Origin of the sequence: Stenotrophomonas sp. 22385 (assembly GCF_052045085.1) — a bacterium.
Lineage (GTDB): Bacteria > Pseudomonadota > Gammaproteobacteria > Xanthomonadales > Xanthomonadaceae > Stenotrophomonas.
On record NZ_JBQEOG010000001.1, the window covers coordinates 1 to 13,606 of the forward strand.

The following is a 13,606-nucleotide window of genomic DNA, read 5'->3' on the forward strand; positions in this document are numbered from 1 at the left end:
GATGGTAGTGTGGCTCAAGCCATGCGAGAGTAGGTCATCGCCAGGGTTTACACCCAAAAACCCCGCTGCTCACGCAGCGGGGTTTTTTCTTTGCATCACCGGGTGACGACCAACGGTCGGTACCCCAACGGATGCATGGAGAAGGCGCCCCGCAGGGCGCCTCTCGGGATCACGACCAATGGTCGTGATCTACCAGCCGGTAGCTATCGGCTGTCAGTCGATACGCACACCACCTCAGCGGAAGGCTGCAACCGCCTCGGTCAGGCCGGCTGCCTGCTGCTCCAACTCGCGGGCGGCGGCGCTGGCTTCTTCGACCAGTGCGGCGTTCTGCTGGGTAGCGTAGTCCATCTGGACCACCGTTTGGCTGATCTGGTCGATGCCTGCGGCCTGCTCCTGCGACGCGGCAGCAATGCTGGCCATGATCGCGCTGACGCCGGCCACGCTGCTGACGATCTCCTGCATGGTGCCGCCGGCGCTCTGCGCCAACCGGGCGCCATCGGCGACCTCGCTGGCAGATGCATCGATGAGCTGCCGGATTTCACGCGCGGCCTCCGCCGAACGTTGCGCCAGGCTGCGCACTTCGCTGGCCACCACCGCGAAACCACGCCCCTGGTCGCCGGCGCGCGCCGCTTCCACCGCCGCGTTGAGGGCCAGGATGTTGGTCTGGAAGGCAATGCCGTCAATGACGCCTGTGATCTCGCCAATCCGCTTGGACGCGGCATGGATGCTGTCCATGGTGCTGACCACGCGCCCGACCACCGCGCTGCCGCGCTCGGCCACCTCCTGCGCCCCAAGCGCAAGCGTGCTCGCGTTGCGTGCATGGTCCGCGTTCTGCCGGACAGTGGAGGTAAGCTCTTCCATCGAGGACGCCGTCTCTTCCAGATGTGCCGCCTGTCTTTCGGTGCGGGTGGATAGGTCATGGTTGCCACTGGCAATCTCCTCGGCCCCAAGCGCGATTGCGCCGGCACTGCGCCGGATGCGTTCGACCATGTTGCCCAGCTGGATCGCCGTCGCATTGGCATCGCGCTGCATGGCGGCGAACGACCCTTGGTAGTCGCCCTGCATGCGCTGGCCCAGGTCACCCTTGGCCAGGGCCGACAGCACGCGGCGAAGATCACCCACGGTGCTGCCGACCCGCTCCAGCAGTTGATTGATGCCGATGGTGAGGCCATCCATGAACGCGCTGCCGCCGGCGGCAGGTGACAGTCGGCGGTCCAGGTCGCCACGGGCGGCGGCGCCCACGATCTCGGCCACGGCCGTCTCGAGCGCCAGCTCCTGAGTCCGGTCGTGCCATTCAACGGCAAAACCGACGCGTGTTCCGACTGCGTCGAACATCGGGCTCACCACCTGGGCAAAGTGCACCGGTCCGATCTGCACGCGCCCGTGATGGGTGGCCTGCAGTGTATCCAGGATGGCCCGGATGCGATCCGGGTTGGCGTGGAAGCGATGGATGCTGGTCCCCACCAGGGCATCGGCCTCGAAATCCGGAAACGCCTCGCGCAGATTGGCCTGCTGGTTGCGCAGTAGACGTACTACCGCGGGGTTTACATAGCGGATCACGTGGGACGCGTCGGCCATCATCACCGCGGTGGGCGAGACCTCCAGGGCCAGGCGCAGCGCAGCGTCGGCCGCAGCGCCGGCATGCTCGTGGGCGCAGCGTGCCTGCAACTGACCATGGCCGTTCGTTATCCGCGCCAGCTCAGCGTGCAGCTCGGCCCTGCTGCGCCGCACCCGCGGAGCCAGCACAACCAGCGCGCCGGTCGCGATCGCGATGCCAAGCGCAGTGACGGCCGGTTGCTGCCACAGGGCGCCGGCAAGGCCGCCCACGAGCCCAGCGCAGAGCACCCCTGCAGCGGCGCGCTCCCCGCGCGGATACGGGGGCAGCGCACAGGACGGCAGCGTTGGGTCGGGTGGACGGGACGAAGGGTGGCGGATGGCAGACATGACAACTCCAGTGAGAATGCGGAACGGAACGCCCTCCGCTGAAACGCGGACAGACGGATGCGAGATCCTGCGGCCCATCGGCGAAAGACCTTGCGGAAATATGGATGCGTGGGAACGTGCTCCTTCCTGGAAGCCGGATGACACGCGGCTTCGCGACGGCGGAGCAGGTGACGGCACAGGCGATCCTTGCGGGCCTGCGTCATCGGTATCGGACATCACCGATGGAAATTGAGTGCGACCCTGTGTCGCAGGGCTCCGACCGCGTATCGACCAGCGGTCGACGCCTACCTCAGAAAGCGGGCGATGACGTCGGCCACCAGCGCCGGGTGCTCCATGTGCAGATGATGGGTGCCAGGGAACACATCGAGTCGGCCATCGCGCAGCAGCTTGATTCGCTCGCTGCGCAGCGGTTCGGGATAGTACGACTGTGCCGGCGTGGCGTAGATCACCTGGGTGGGGCATTCGATTGCCGCCAGCAGGTCGTCGATCTGCCCTTCGCTCAACCGCATCGCGGTGGGCAGCATCAGGCGCTGGTCGCTGCACCAGCTGTAGCCGCCGTCCACCGGCATCACGCCGCGCTCGACCAGCAGGCGCGCACATGGCTCGCTGAGCTGGTTGGCCATCATCCGCGCACGCACCGGTGCGGCGAGGTCGGCGAACACGCGCAGCTTCTTCGACGGCAATGCGCGCACCGCGTGTACATGCTCGCGAAGGCGCTGCGCGGTTTCATTTTCGGGTCCGCGCAGGCCACCGAGTGCCTCCATGGCGATCAGCCGCTCCACGCGCTCCGGTGCGGCAGCAGCGGTGAGGCTGGCAATGCCGGCGCCCATCGAATGGCCCAGCAGCGTAAAGCGCTCCCAGCCCAACGCATCGGCTACCTCGAGCACATGGCAGATCGCGCCCGGCGTGTTGTACTGCGTGCCCGGCGGCAGATGTGCGCTGTGGCCGTGACCGGGCAGGTCGATGGCCACCAGATCCAATCCGGGCAGCGCGGCAGCCAACGGGATGAAGCTGGCCGCGTTGTCGAGCCACCCGTGCAGGGCCAGCACACGCGTGCCCTGCGCGGCCGCCGAACGAAGCCCGGCCACGGTCGTGCCGGCCACCGGCAGTACAAACGGCTCGAGCGTCATGCCAGCGCGGCGATGCTCAGCCGCGCCAACGCCAAGGCGTGCGCGGGATCGGCGTTGAGGCAGGGGATGTAGCGCATCTGTGCGCCGCGTTCGGCAACGGTTTCTGTGAATCCCATCGCCACTTCCTCCAGCGTTTCCAGGCAGTCGGTGGCAAAGCCGGGGCAGACCACGTCAATGCGCTTCACCCCGCGCTCGGCCATCGCCCACAGCGTCGGTTCGGCGTAGGGCTGCAGCCACTTCTCGCGGCCAAAGCGCGACTGGTAGGTCAGTTTCCACTCGCTGTCGGCCAGGCCGAGTGCCTGCGCGATCGCCTGCGCACTGGCTTCGCAGCGCTGCGGATAAGGGTCGCCGGCGTCGGCCAGGCGCTGCGGAATGCCGTGGAAGGAAAACACCAGCTGCTCGCCGCGCCCATGGCGCTCCCACCACTGTCGGATGCTGCCGGCCACTGCCGCAACCCAATCCGGGTCGATGGCGTAATCGCGGATCAGGGTGACGGTAATGCCCGGGTGCCGGGGTTGCCAGTCGCGCACCTGGTCCTCGATGGAGGCGGTAGTGGTGGTCGAATACTGCGGATACAACGGCAGCACCACGATCCGTCGCATGCCCTCGGCCGCCAGCCGGTCCAGCTCGGCAGTGAGCGCAGGGGCGCCGTAACGCATGGCATGGCGCACACGCAGGTTGGGCATCAGCTGCTGCATGGCCTCGGCCAGGCGGCGGGTGTACACCATCAACGGGGAACCGTCGGCCAGCCAGACCTGCGCATACTTGGCCGCCGAGCGGCCACTGCGCAGCGGCAGGATCACTCCGTACAGCAGCGGTTTCCACAGCAGCGGCGGGATCGCCACCACGCGTGGATCGGTGAGGAACTCGGCCAGGTAGCGCCTTACCGCCGGAGCGGTGGGCGTCTCGGGTGTGCCTAGATTGACCGCCAGCACGGCGGTGTCGGGTGCGTCGAGCATGGTGGCCATTCTCGCAGGTATGCGCGATGGAGAGCACATACTCATTGCGGATTCATTGAAACCCCTCTAATTTCGGGTACTTACGTATTGCCCCCACTCTGGAGCACCCATGCGCCGCTTGAGCCTTGTACTGCTGATCTCCGCCAGCCTGCTGTCGACCCAGGCGATGGCCGGGCCGGAGGAGGACCAGCGCGCCCGCAATGCGGTACGCGTGCTGAATGACATCCAGGATATTCCCGAGCAGGGAATTCCTGACAAGTTGTTGGACGAAGGGCGTGCGATCGTGGTCATTCCAGACACGATCAAAGCAGGCCTGGTTATTGGCGGTCGCCGTGGACATGGCCTGATGTCGGTCAAGAACCCCGATGGCAGCTGGTCCAACCCGGTGTTCATGAAACTCACTGGCGGCAGCATCGGTTTCCAGGCCGGCGTCCAGTCTTCGGACGTGGTGCTGGTGTTCCGTAACGACCGCAGCCTGGACAATCTCGTCAACGGCAAATTCACCCTGGGTGCCGACGCCGGCGTCGCCGCCGGTCCGGTGGGCCGCAACGCCGCGGCGGCCACCGATGGCCAGCTGAAGGCTGAGATCTGGTCGTGGTCGCGCGCGCGCGGCTTGTTTGCCGGCGTGGCGCTGGACGGCGCGGTGCTGCAGATCGACGACGAGGCCAACCTGGACGCCTATGGCAGCAACACCACGCCGCGCATGGTGTTCGAGGGCCGTATGGGCGAGCAGCCGTCGATGGACGTGGTGGCCTTCCGTGACCGCCTGGAAGAAGCCACCTACGCGGCGCGCCAGAACCGCGGCACCGCCAGCGCCGCCCCGGCGCCTCGCCCAGCCGGCCCGGCCGCGCAGGCCGCGCCCGCTGTGGCTGAACAGGCCAATGCCGGCGCCACCACCGCGCCGCTGCAGGCCGTTCCGGCGCAGCCCGCACCCCAGCAGGGCTTCCAGCCAGTGGGTGAAGGCGAGGTGCGCACTGAATCACTGGACGGCAACTGACTTTCGTCACGCGCGCCGCCCTACCGGCGGTGCGCTATGCTCAAGTCCTTGTTACCGGTTAATGCGAGCAGAACATCATGGGCAGTATGAGCTTGTGGCATTGGGTGGTGGTACTGGTCATCGTTCTGCTGGTGTTCGGCACCAAGAAGCTGACCAGTGGCGCCAAGGACCTTGGCAGTGCCGTAAAGGAATTCAAGAAGGGCATGCGTGATGAGGACAAGCCCACCGCGCACCTGAGCGATGAGTCGCGTCCGCAGGATCCGACGACCACATCGCAGAATGAGCACGATCGCGACCGGCGCTGATCGGGGCGGCATGGCGTGTTCGACATCGGTTTCAGTGAACTGCTGGTCATCGCGGTAGTAGCGTTGGTCGTGCTGGGTCCCGAGCGTCTGCCCAAGGCAGCCCGCTTCGCGGGGCTGTGGGTGCGGCGCGCACGCAACCAGTGGGACTCGGTGAAGCAGGAGCTGGAGCGCGAGCTGCACGCCGATGAAATCAAACGCCAGTTCCGTGATGCACAGGAATCGGTGCGCGATACCGAGGCGCAGCTGCGTGCCAGTGGTGAGGCCGTTCGCCGCGAAGCCGAGCAGATGCGCAACCAGGTGCAGCGCGATGGCGATGCATCGGCCAGCACCGAGGAGCCGGTCATGACCGGGCCAGCGCCGGGTTCGCCTGCCAGCGTCGCCCAGCACGTGGTGGCACCAGAGTCGGACGCCCTGCCCGAAGAGCCACGTGATGCGATGGCCCCGCCGGGCATCGACGGTCAGGCGCCGCGCGATATGCCGCCCTCGACGACAGAGGCCCCACGATGAGTGGTAATGAGGCGCCGGAAAGCGGGTTGGTCGAGCACCTGATCGAGTTGCGCGCGCGACTGATGCGGGCGCTGATCGGGCTGGGCGTGGTGCTGCTGGGGCTGATGCCGTTTTCGCGGCAGATCTATACGTGGCTGGCGCAACCGTTGATCTCGCAGCTGCCGAATGGGCAGTCGATGATCGCCACCAACCCGGCCGGTGCGTTCTTCGCACCGCTCAAGCTGACCTTCTTCGTGGCCGTGTTCATCGCGGTGCCGTGGCTGCTGTACCAGCTGTGGGCATTCGTGGCGCCGGGCCTGTATGCGCGCGAAAAGCGCCTGGCGGTGCCATTGCTGGCAACCTCGGTGCTGCTGTTCTACATCGGCTGCGCGTTTGCGTACTTCCTGGTGCTGCCGGCGGTGTTCCACTTCCTGACCACGTTCCGCCCGGAGGTGATTGCGATCACGCCGGATGCGAATGCGTACCTGGATTTCGTGCTGGCGATCTTCTTCGCGTTCGGCAGCAGTTTCGAACTGCCGGTGGCGATGGTGATCCTGACCCTGCTGGGGTGGATCACGCCGCAGCAGTTCAAGGAAGGCCGTGGGTACGCGATCGTGGGCATCTTCGTGCTGGCGGCGGTGTTGACCCCGCCGGATGTGGTTTCCCAGCTGATGCTGGCGATTCCGATGTGCCTGCTTTATGAGCTGGGCATACATGCGTCGCGGTGGCTGGTGCCGGCCAAGGGTGACGAGCCTCAGGCGCAGTAGCGCCTTCAGAGCTTAAGAACAGCGTTTCGATTGCTACGTGCTGGGGAGGCCGACGGGCCCCAACCCGTATCAACCGAAACGCTGCAGTTGCCGTCAATCAAGCCGCGAAAATATTCCCAGGCCCATTCGACGGCGGAACCGGCGGCGGGGCGGCGCGGCCGCGGTGGGCGAACATCTGGTTCCAGGCGGCGTAAACCGCGCCCACGTACAGCGGCATGATCACCGCGGTGTTGGTCAGCTGCATCACGAACGCGGCCGCACCGGCGCCGCCGGCCATCAACGCCAGCTGCATCACGATGATCATCACGAAGTAGATGCACATCGCCGCGATCAGGCCCAGCAGCATGAACACCGCCATCGCGCCAAAATTGCGGATGCAGCCCTGCAGACTCATGCGCAGCGCGTGCATGCCACTCTGGTGGTCGAACACCACCAGTGCCGGCTGGGTGAACATCGCCATGCTCAGCGCCACGAACGTGCCGAAGGCGATCAGCAACCACAGCAGGATGCGCATCACCGGCACGCCTGCCATCAGCGCCATGGTCTGCTCATTGCTCGGCGTGGCGCCGGACTGCTGCAGCTCCTGCATCCTGCGGAACATCTCGGCCGACGCGGTCAGGCCATCGGTGCCCATCATCACGTACAGCAGCGTACCCAGCGCGATCACCGCGATCAGCTGGATCGCCAGCGGCACCAGCAGGTGGGTCACGCGACGGTCGCGGATCGGCTGCAGCAGGTGCGTTGGCAGGGCGCGGTGGCCTTGCGCCACTTCGCTCACCGCCACCAGCATGCCGCCAAACACCAGCGGGCCTACCGCCACCGACACCAGCTGCAGCAGCACGCCAAGCCAGCTCGGCAACGCCTGCGCCAGTACCAGGATCAGCGAACTGACCAGCATGCCGATCACGCCAAGCACCGCCAGTTGCAGCGGTGCGCGGCGATACAGGGTGAACGCGTCCAGCAGCCATTGGGCGCCCGCCGAGGCGGGCAGCTTGCGAATTTCGCTCATACCATTCCGGAACAGGGGGAAGGGCGCGCACGCCCCGAATCCCAACGATTATCCCTGTTTTCCGTGCCCATCACCTGAAGGAAAGGTCGCTTCCGGCGGTCTTTCAATTATTGCGTGCCTGGCGGACAAAACGGCGCAGCAGCTGGCGGGCCAGCGGGGCCGCACTGACTCCGCGTGCCAGGCTGCGCGCACAGCCGCCGTGGCGGCTGATGCACTCGGCACGGGCGCGCACGTAGCCGCGCATGTGGTGGGTGGCGAACTCCGGGTGGAACTGCACCCCCCAGGCCTGCTGGCCCCAGCGGAAGGCGTGGCAGTTGTCCTGCGCCGAGCGGGCCAGAATGGCCGCGCCCTCCGGTGCGCGCAGCACGGTCTGCAGGTGGGTGGCGTGGGCCGGGAACCGCGTGGGCAGGCCGGCGAACAGCGGGTCGTCCACCGCCGAAGGCTCCAGCGCCAGCTCGATCGTGCCCGATTCGCGCCCGGCCGGGTTGTAGGCCACCTCCCCGCCCAGGGCATGGGCCAGCAACTGGTGGCCGTAGCAGATGCCGAACACCGGGCGGTTGTCATGGGCGGCGGTGCGCAGCCATTGTGCGCTGCGTTCGCTCCAGTCGGCGCGGTCGGTCACGTACGCCGCCGAACCGCTGATGATCACCCCGGCAAAATCGCGGTGGTCGGGCAGCGTGCCGCCGTGCTCCACGTCCACCACCACCGTCTCGTCCGCATCCAGTCCCGCCGCTACCCGGATCCAATGCGGAAAACGGCCGTAGCGGCGCAGCGAGGCGACCGGTCGGCCGGTTTCAAGAATCAGGAAGGGCGAGCGGTTCATCGGGGGGAGGCAGTACGCTGAGGACTTCCTCGATTGTAGTCAGCCCTGCCGCCACCTTTTCAAGCCCCGCGCGGCGCAGGGTTCGTACGCCTTCAGCACGCGCGGCGCGGCTGAAACCGGCCAGATCCATGTCCGCCCGGATCAGCCCGCGCAGCCGCGACGTCAATGGCAGCAACTCATACAGGCCTACCCGGCCCATGTAGCCGGTGCGCCGGCAGTCGAGGCAACCGGCAGGCGCATATGGCGTGGGCGACTCTGGTAATGCTTCATCGGCATCAGCCAGCGCCGCCCATTGGACCGCGCTGAGCGGCCTGGGCACCTTGCAGTGTGGGCACAGGGTGCGCACCAGACGCTGGGCCAGCACCCCGTTGATGGTGCTGGCCAGCAGGTAATGCGGCACGCCCAGGTCGAGCAGGCGGGTGATCGCCGAGGGCGCATCGTTGGTGTGCAGCGTGGACAGGACCAGGTGGCCGGTCAGCGAGGCCTGCACGGCCATCTGGGCCGTCTCCAGGTCGCGGATTTCACCAATCATGATGATGTCCGGGTCCTGCCGCAGCAGGGTGCGTACGCCGGCCGCGAAGTCCAGGTCGATGTTGGTCTGCACCTGCATCTGGTTGAATTCCGGCGCGATCATCTCGATCGGATCTTCCACCGTGCACACGTTCACGTCCGGGGTGGCCAGCCGCTTCAGCGTGGAATACAGGGTGGTGGTCTTGCCCGATCCGGTTGGGCCGGTGACCAGCACGATGCCGTGCGGACGCTCCACCAGCGCCGTCCAGCCTGCCGCTTCCTGCGGGCTGAAGCCAAGCTGGTCAATGCTCTTGAAGGCCGCATCCGGGTCGAAGATGCGCATCACGCACTTTTCGCCGAAGGCGGTGGGCATGGTCGACAAGCGCATCTCGACCTCCCGACCGCCCGGCGAGCGGGTCTTGATGCGGCCATCCTGCGGGCGGCGGCGCTCGGCCAGGTCCATGCGGCCCAGCACCTTGATGCGGCTGACCATGGCCGTCATCACCGGCGGCGGTACCTCGAACACCTTGTGCAGCACCCCATCGATGCGGAACCGCATGCGCCCCATGTCGCGGCGTGGTTCCAGGTGGATGTCCGAGGCGCGCTGCTCGAACGCGTACTGCAGCAGCCAGTCCACGATGTGCACCACGTGCTGGTCGTCGGCGTTGACATCGCCAGAGCGGCCCAGCTCCACCAGTTGCTCGAAGCTGGGCAGGGTGCCACTGGCTTCGCTGCGCACGTCGCCGCGCGCGCCGCGCACCGACCGGGTGACCCCATAGAACTCCATCGTGTAGCGGTGCAGGTCCAGCGGATTGACCATGGCCAGCTCGATCCTGCGCCGGGCCAGGTGCTGCAGATCGAGCAGCCACTCCTGGGCCAGCGGTTCGCTGGTGGCCACCAGCAGACGCTCGGTGTCCACTGCCAGCGGCAGGAACCGATGGCGGCGCGCATACGCATGGGAGACCAGCGCGGTCACCGCCGCCACGTCCACCCGGGTCGGATCGATGCGCAGATAGCGGGTGCCGGTGCGGGTGGCCAGCCATTCGGTCAGCCGTTCCAGGCCAAGCTCACCGCCCGAGGCGGCAACCAGCTTCAGGTTGGCCAGCAGCACCAGCGGGTGGACTTCGCTGGCATTGCGGGCGCCCTGGCCGGAAAAGCGGATGCGTTCCAGATCGGACGGCGCAACCAGGCCATCGGCGACCATTGCGGCGGCGACCTGCTCGAAGACCAGCCGTCCCGGCGGCAGAGGCCCAGGGGCCGGAGCGGGGGCAAGGGTTGCCGGTGGGCGGTGTTCCATGGCGCCAGAATCCTCGGAGCGGGGCCTGCACGGCGTGATGGCAGCTTGCCTGGAATGCCGGCGGGCGGTCCGTCGCTATACTAGCGCACCCCCTGAGCAGGCAAGACTCCGCCGCATGTCCGCGACCCAGAACGTTCCGATCACTTTCCAGGGCCTGATCCAGACCCTCAACCAGTATTGGGCGCAGCAGGGCTGCGTGCTGATCCAGCCGCTGGACCTGGAGGTCGGTGCCGGCACCTTCCACCCGGCGACCTTCCTGCGCTCGATCGGTCCGGAAAGCTGGAATGCCGCGTACGTGCAGCCTTCGCGCCGCCCCACCGACGGCCGCTACGGCGAAAACCCCAACCGCCTGCAGCGCTACTACCAGTATCAGGTGGCGATGAAGCCCAGCCCGGACAACATCCAGCAGCTGTACCTGGATTCGCTGAAGGCACTGGGCATCGACCCGCTGGTGCACGACCTGCGCTTTGTCGAGGACAACTGGGAATCGCCGACCCTGGGTGCCTGGGGCCTGGGCTGGGAAGTCTGGCTCAACGGCATGGAAGTGACCCAGTTCACCTACTTCCAGCAGGCCGGTGGCCTGGAGTGCAAGCCGGTGCTGGGCGAGATCACCTACGGTCTTGAACGCCTGTGCATGTACCTGCAGAACTGCGACAACGTCTATGACCTGGTCTGGACCTACGGGCCGGACGGCACGCCGGTGACCTACGGCGATGTGTACCTGCAGAACGAAGTGGAGCAAAGCACCTACAACTTCGAATACGCCGACGTGGAAGAGCTGTTCCACCGCTTCGATGCGTGCGAGAAGGAAGCCCAGAAGCTGGTCGAGGTCGGCCTGCCGCTGCCGGCCTACGAGCAGGTGTGCAAGGCCAGCCATTCGTTCAACCTGCTGGATGCGCGCCGCGCGATCAGCGTGACCGAGCGCCAGCGCTACATCCTGCGCGTACGCGCGCTGGCCCAGGCGGTGGCGAAACTGTATGAAGCCAAGCGCCTCGAAGCCGTGGCGGCCAAGGAGGTGCAGGCATGAGCACGATGCTGCCGCTGCTGGTTGAACTGGGGACCGAAGAACTGCCCGTGAAGGCGCTGCCGGGCCTGGCCCAGGCATTCTTCGATGGCGTGGTGGACGGCCTGACCAAGCGTGGCGTGGCCGTGGAACGCGGCGACGCCAAGCCGCTGTCCACCCCGCGCCGGCTCGCGGTGCTGCTGCCCGGGGTGGCCGTGGAGCAGCCGGAACAGCGCGGTGAAGTACTGGGCCCGTACCTGAACATCGCGCTGGACGCCGACGGCCAGCCGACCAAAGCCCTGCAGGGCTTCGCGGCCAAGGCCGGGATCGACTGGACCGCGCTGGAGCGCACCAGCGACGCCAAGGGCGAGCGTTTCGTGCACCGTTCGGTGACCCCGGGCGCGCGCACCGCCGCGCTGCTGCCGGAGATCCTGGCCGAGGCGATTGCCGCCATGCCCATTCCCAAGCCGATGCGCTGGGGCAGCCACAGCTACGGCTTCGCCCGCCCGGTGCATTGGCTGGTGCTGCTGCACGGCAAGGACGTGATCGAGGCCGAGGTGCTGGGTCTGAAGTCCGACCGCATGAGCCGCGGCCATCGTTTCATGCACGACAAGACCGTGTGGCTGTCTTCGCCGGACGACTACCTCAGTTCGCTGCAGGCCGCCTACGTGCTGGTGGACGCCGATGCGCGCCGCAGCCGCATCGTGGAGGCAGTCAACGCCGAAGCCGCCGCCGCTGGTGGCCAGGCGCGCATCACCGATGACAACCTGGAGCAGGTGGTCAACCTGGTCGAATGGCCGGCACCGGTGTTGTGCAGTTTCGAGCGCGAATTCCTGGCGGTGCCGCAGGAAGCGCTGATCGAGACCATGGAAATCAACCAGAAGTTCTTCCCGGTGCTCGATAACAGCGGCAGGCTGACCGAGAAATTCATCGGCATCGCCAACATCGAATCGAAGAACGTGGCCGAAGTGGCCAAGGGCTACGAGCGGGTGATCCGCCCGCGCTTCGCCGATGCAAAGTTCTTCTTCGATGAAGACCTCAAGCAGGGCCTGGACGCGATGGGCGAGGGTCTGAAGACCGTCACCTACCAGGCCAAGCTGGGTTCGGTGGCCGACAAGGTGCAGCGCGTGGTGGCGCTGGCCGGCCTGATCGCACCGCAGGTGGGCGCCGATCCGGTGCTGGCCAAGCGTGCCGCCGTACTGGCCAAGAACGACCTGCAGTCGCGCATGGTCAATGAATTCCCGGAGCTGCAGGGCATTGCCGGCCGCCATTACGCGGTGACCGGTGGTGAATCGCCCGAGGTCGCGCTGGCCATCGACGAGGCTTACCAGCCGCGCTTCGGTGGCGACGACATCGCGCTGTCGGAGCTGGGCAAGGTGCTGGCCATCGCCGAGCGTGCCGATACCCTGGCCGGTGGTTTTGCCGCAGGCTTGAAGCCGACCGGCAACAAGGACCCGTTCGCGCTGCGCCGCAACGCGTTGGGCCTGGCCCGCACGATCATCGAATCGGGCTTCGAGCTGGACCTGCGCGCGCTGCTGGAAACGGCCTTTGCCGGCCTGCCGGCGGCGGTGCGGCCCAGTGCCGAGCGCAAGACCGACGCGCTGCCGCAGGAACTGTACGACTTCATCATCGACCGCCTGCGCGGCTACTACGCCGACAAGGGCGTGCCGGCCACGCACTTCAACGCGGTGGCCGAACTGAAGCCGGCGTCGCTGTACGACTTCGATCGCCGCATCGATGCCATCGGCATCTTCGCTGCGCTGCCGGAAGCCGAGGCGCTGGCCGCCGCCAACAAGCGCATCCGCAACATCCTGCGCAAGGCCGAAGGGGCGATTCCCGGCATGGTGGATCCGGCGTTGCTGGCCGAACCGGCCGAAAGCGAGCTGGCTGAAGCCGTCGAAGCAGCCATCGACGACAGCAATGCCAGCCTGCATCAGAAGGATTATGTCAGCGTGCTGGCGCGCCTGGCCCGCCTGCGTCCGCAGGTGGATGCGTTCTTCGATGCGGTGATGGTCAACGCAGAAGATCCTGCGCTGCGTGGCAATCGCCTGGCCCTGCTCAAGCGCCTGGGCGACCGCCTCGGCAGCGTGGCGGCGATCGAGCACCTGTCCAGCTGACGGCAACAGCCTGATCGCGTCTCACCCTTGAAAGCGCCCGACTGGTTCGGGCGCTTTCTTTTTGTGCGCATCTGCTCAAATGCGACGAAAACTGCAATCAATCTGAATATTGATTGAGCGTGCCAACCGTCAAGGTGGCAAACGATAAATTCGTGCAATCGGTATTCCCCGGCGTCGCGTGATCATCCCGCGCCGCTCGTTCCTGCGGCAACGACATGCCGCGCGCCTTCCGCGCCGGCTCGCCCCCGCTTCGCACGGA

12 protein-coding genes are annotated in these 13,606 nt (G+C 66.8%); 6 read left to right on the plus strand and 6 right to left on the minus strand.

The features are described 5' to 3' along the window. Positions 1-234: 234 nt before the first annotated feature. From ACTJI4_RS00005 to hemH, 3 genes are all read right to left on the minus strand, one after another. Positions 235-1,944 (minus strand): methyl-accepting chemotaxis protein, encoded by a 1,710-nt coding sequence (locus ACTJI4_RS00005; protein ID WP_440868159.1) that lies wholly within the window; start codon positions 1,942-1,944, stop codon positions 235-237. Positions 1,945-2,228: 284 nt separating this feature from the next. After that, entirely contained in the window at positions 2,229-3,074 is an 846-nt protein-coding gene (locus ACTJI4_RS00010; protein ID WP_440868160.1) for an alpha/beta fold hydrolase, read from the minus strand. Then, positions 3,071-4,033, minus strand: a complete 963-nt coding sequence (gene hemH / locus ACTJI4_RS00015; protein ID WP_392922065.1) for a ferrochelatase — start codon at positions 4,031-4,033, stop codon at positions 3,071-3,073. The genes ACTJI4_RS00010 and hemH overlap by 4 nt, the downstream gene beginning before the upstream one ends. A 109-nt stretch (positions 4,034-4,142) precedes the next feature. On the opposite strand from hemH, the gene ACTJI4_RS00020 reads away from it, so the two are divergent. The 4 genes from ACTJI4_RS00020 (at position 4,143) to tatC (ending at position 6,588) form a co-directional block, all read left to right on the plus strand. Then, on the plus strand, positions 4,143-5,030 hold the full coding sequence (locus ACTJI4_RS00020; RefSeq protein ID WP_440868161.1) for a lipid-binding SYLF domain-containing protein: 888 nt from the start codon (positions 4,143-4,145) through the stop codon (positions 5,028-5,030). A 77-nt stretch (positions 5,031-5,107) separates the two neighbouring features. Then, positions 5,108-5,335, plus strand: coding sequence for a Sec-independent protein translocase subunit TatA (gene tatA, locus ACTJI4_RS00025; RefSeq protein WP_068847929.1), 228 nt, complete (start codon positions 5,108-5,110; stop codon positions 5,333-5,335). A gap of 15 nt (positions 5,336-5,350) precedes the next feature. Continuing rightward, positions 5,351-5,842: a Sec-independent protein translocase protein TatB gene (gene tatB, locus ACTJI4_RS00030; RefSeq protein WP_440868162.1), complete on the plus strand. Its 492-nt coding sequence runs from the start codon at positions 5,351-5,353 to the stop codon at positions 5,840-5,842. Next, the gene (tatC, locus tag ACTJI4_RS00035) at positions 5,839-6,588 is read left to right on the plus strand and encodes a twin-arginine translocase subunit TatC (RefSeq protein WP_440868163.1); all 750 of its coding nucleotides are present in this window, start codon (positions 5,839-5,841) and stop codon (positions 6,586-6,588) included. Before tatB ends, tatC begins: the two co-directional genes overlap by 4 nt. A 97-nt stretch (positions 6,589-6,685) precedes the next feature. Here tatC and ACTJI4_RS00040 read toward each other — a convergent pair whose 3' ends face one another. The 3 genes from ACTJI4_RS00040 to ACTJI4_RS00050 form a co-directional block, all read right to left on the minus strand. Beyond that, positions 6,686-7,597: a BPSS1780 family membrane protein gene (locus ACTJI4_RS00040; protein WP_392922076.1), complete on the minus strand. Its 912-nt coding sequence runs from the start codon at positions 7,595-7,597 to the stop codon at positions 6,686-6,688. A 103-nt stretch (positions 7,598-7,700) separates the two neighbouring features. Continuing rightward, positions 7,701-8,420 carry a glutamine amidotransferase gene (locus ACTJI4_RS00045; protein WP_440868164.1) on the minus strand — a complete coding sequence of 240 codons (720 nt, stop codon included), beginning with the start codon at positions 8,418-8,420 and terminating at the stop codon, positions 7,701-7,703. Next, entirely contained in the window at positions 8,392-10,227 is a 1,836-nt protein-coding gene (locus ACTJI4_RS00050) for a GspE/PulE family protein (RefSeq protein ID WP_440868165.1), read from the minus strand. Before ACTJI4_RS00050 ends, ACTJI4_RS00045 begins: the two co-directional genes overlap by 29 nt. A gap of 115 nt (positions 10,228-10,342) precedes the next feature. Here ACTJI4_RS00050 and glyQ point away from each other — a divergent pair, with 115 nt between their 5' ends. Together glyQ and glyS are read left to right on the plus strand one after the other, a co-directional pair. Then, positions 10,343-11,254, plus strand: coding sequence for a glycine--tRNA ligase subunit alpha (gene glyQ / locus ACTJI4_RS00055; RefSeq protein WP_068847918.1), 912 nt, complete (start codon positions 10,343-10,345; stop codon positions 11,252-11,254). Continuing rightward, entirely contained in the window at positions 11,251-13,347 is a 2,097-nt protein-coding gene (gene glyS, locus ACTJI4_RS00060; protein ID WP_440868166.1) for a glycine--tRNA ligase subunit beta, read from the plus strand. The genes glyQ and glyS overlap by 4 nt, the downstream gene beginning before the upstream one ends. The last annotated feature ends 259 nt before the right edge of the window (positions 13,348-13,606 follow it).

Coding starts and splice junctions, on each gene's coding strand:
- ACTJI4_RS00005 (WP_440868159.1), bottom strand. CDS start 1,944: ATGTCTGCCATCCGCCACCCTTCGTCCCGTCCACCCGACCCAACGCTG.
- ACTJI4_RS00010 (WP_440868160.1), bottom strand. CDS start 3,074: ATGACGCTCGAGCCGTTTGTACTGCCGGTGGCCGGCACGACCGTGGCC.
- hemH (WP_392922065.1), bottom strand. CDS start 4,033: ATGCTCGACGCACCCGACACCGCCGTGCTGGCGGTCAATCTAGGCACA.
- ACTJI4_RS00020 (WP_440868161.1), top strand. CDS start 4,143: ATGCGCCGCTTGAGCCTTGTACTGCTGATCTCCGCCAGCCTGCTGTCG.
- tatA (WP_068847929.1), top strand. CDS start 5,108: ATGGGCAGTATGAGCTTGTGGCATTGGGTGGTGGTACTGGTCATCGTT.
- tatC (WP_440868163.1), top strand. CDS start 5,839: ATGAGTGGTAATGAGGCGCCGGAAAGCGGGTTGGTCGAGCACCTGATC.
- ACTJI4_RS00040 (WP_392922076.1), bottom strand. CDS start 7,597: ATGAGCGAAATTCGCAAGCTGCCCGCCTCGGCGGGCGCCCAATGGCTG.
- ACTJI4_RS00045 (WP_440868164.1), bottom strand. CDS start 8,420: ATGAACCGCTCGCCCTTCCTGATTCTTGAAACCGGCCGACCGGTCGCC.
- ACTJI4_RS00050 (WP_440868165.1), bottom strand. CDS start 10,227: ATGGAACACCGCCCACCGGCAACCCTTGCCCCCGCTCCGGCCCCTGGG.
- glyQ (WP_068847918.1), top strand. CDS start 10,343: ATGTCCGCGACCCAGAACGTTCCGATCACTTTCCAGGGCCTGATCCAG.
- glyS (WP_440868166.1), top strand. CDS start 11,251: ATGAGCACGATGCTGCCGCTGCTGGTTGAACTGGGGACCGAAGAACTG.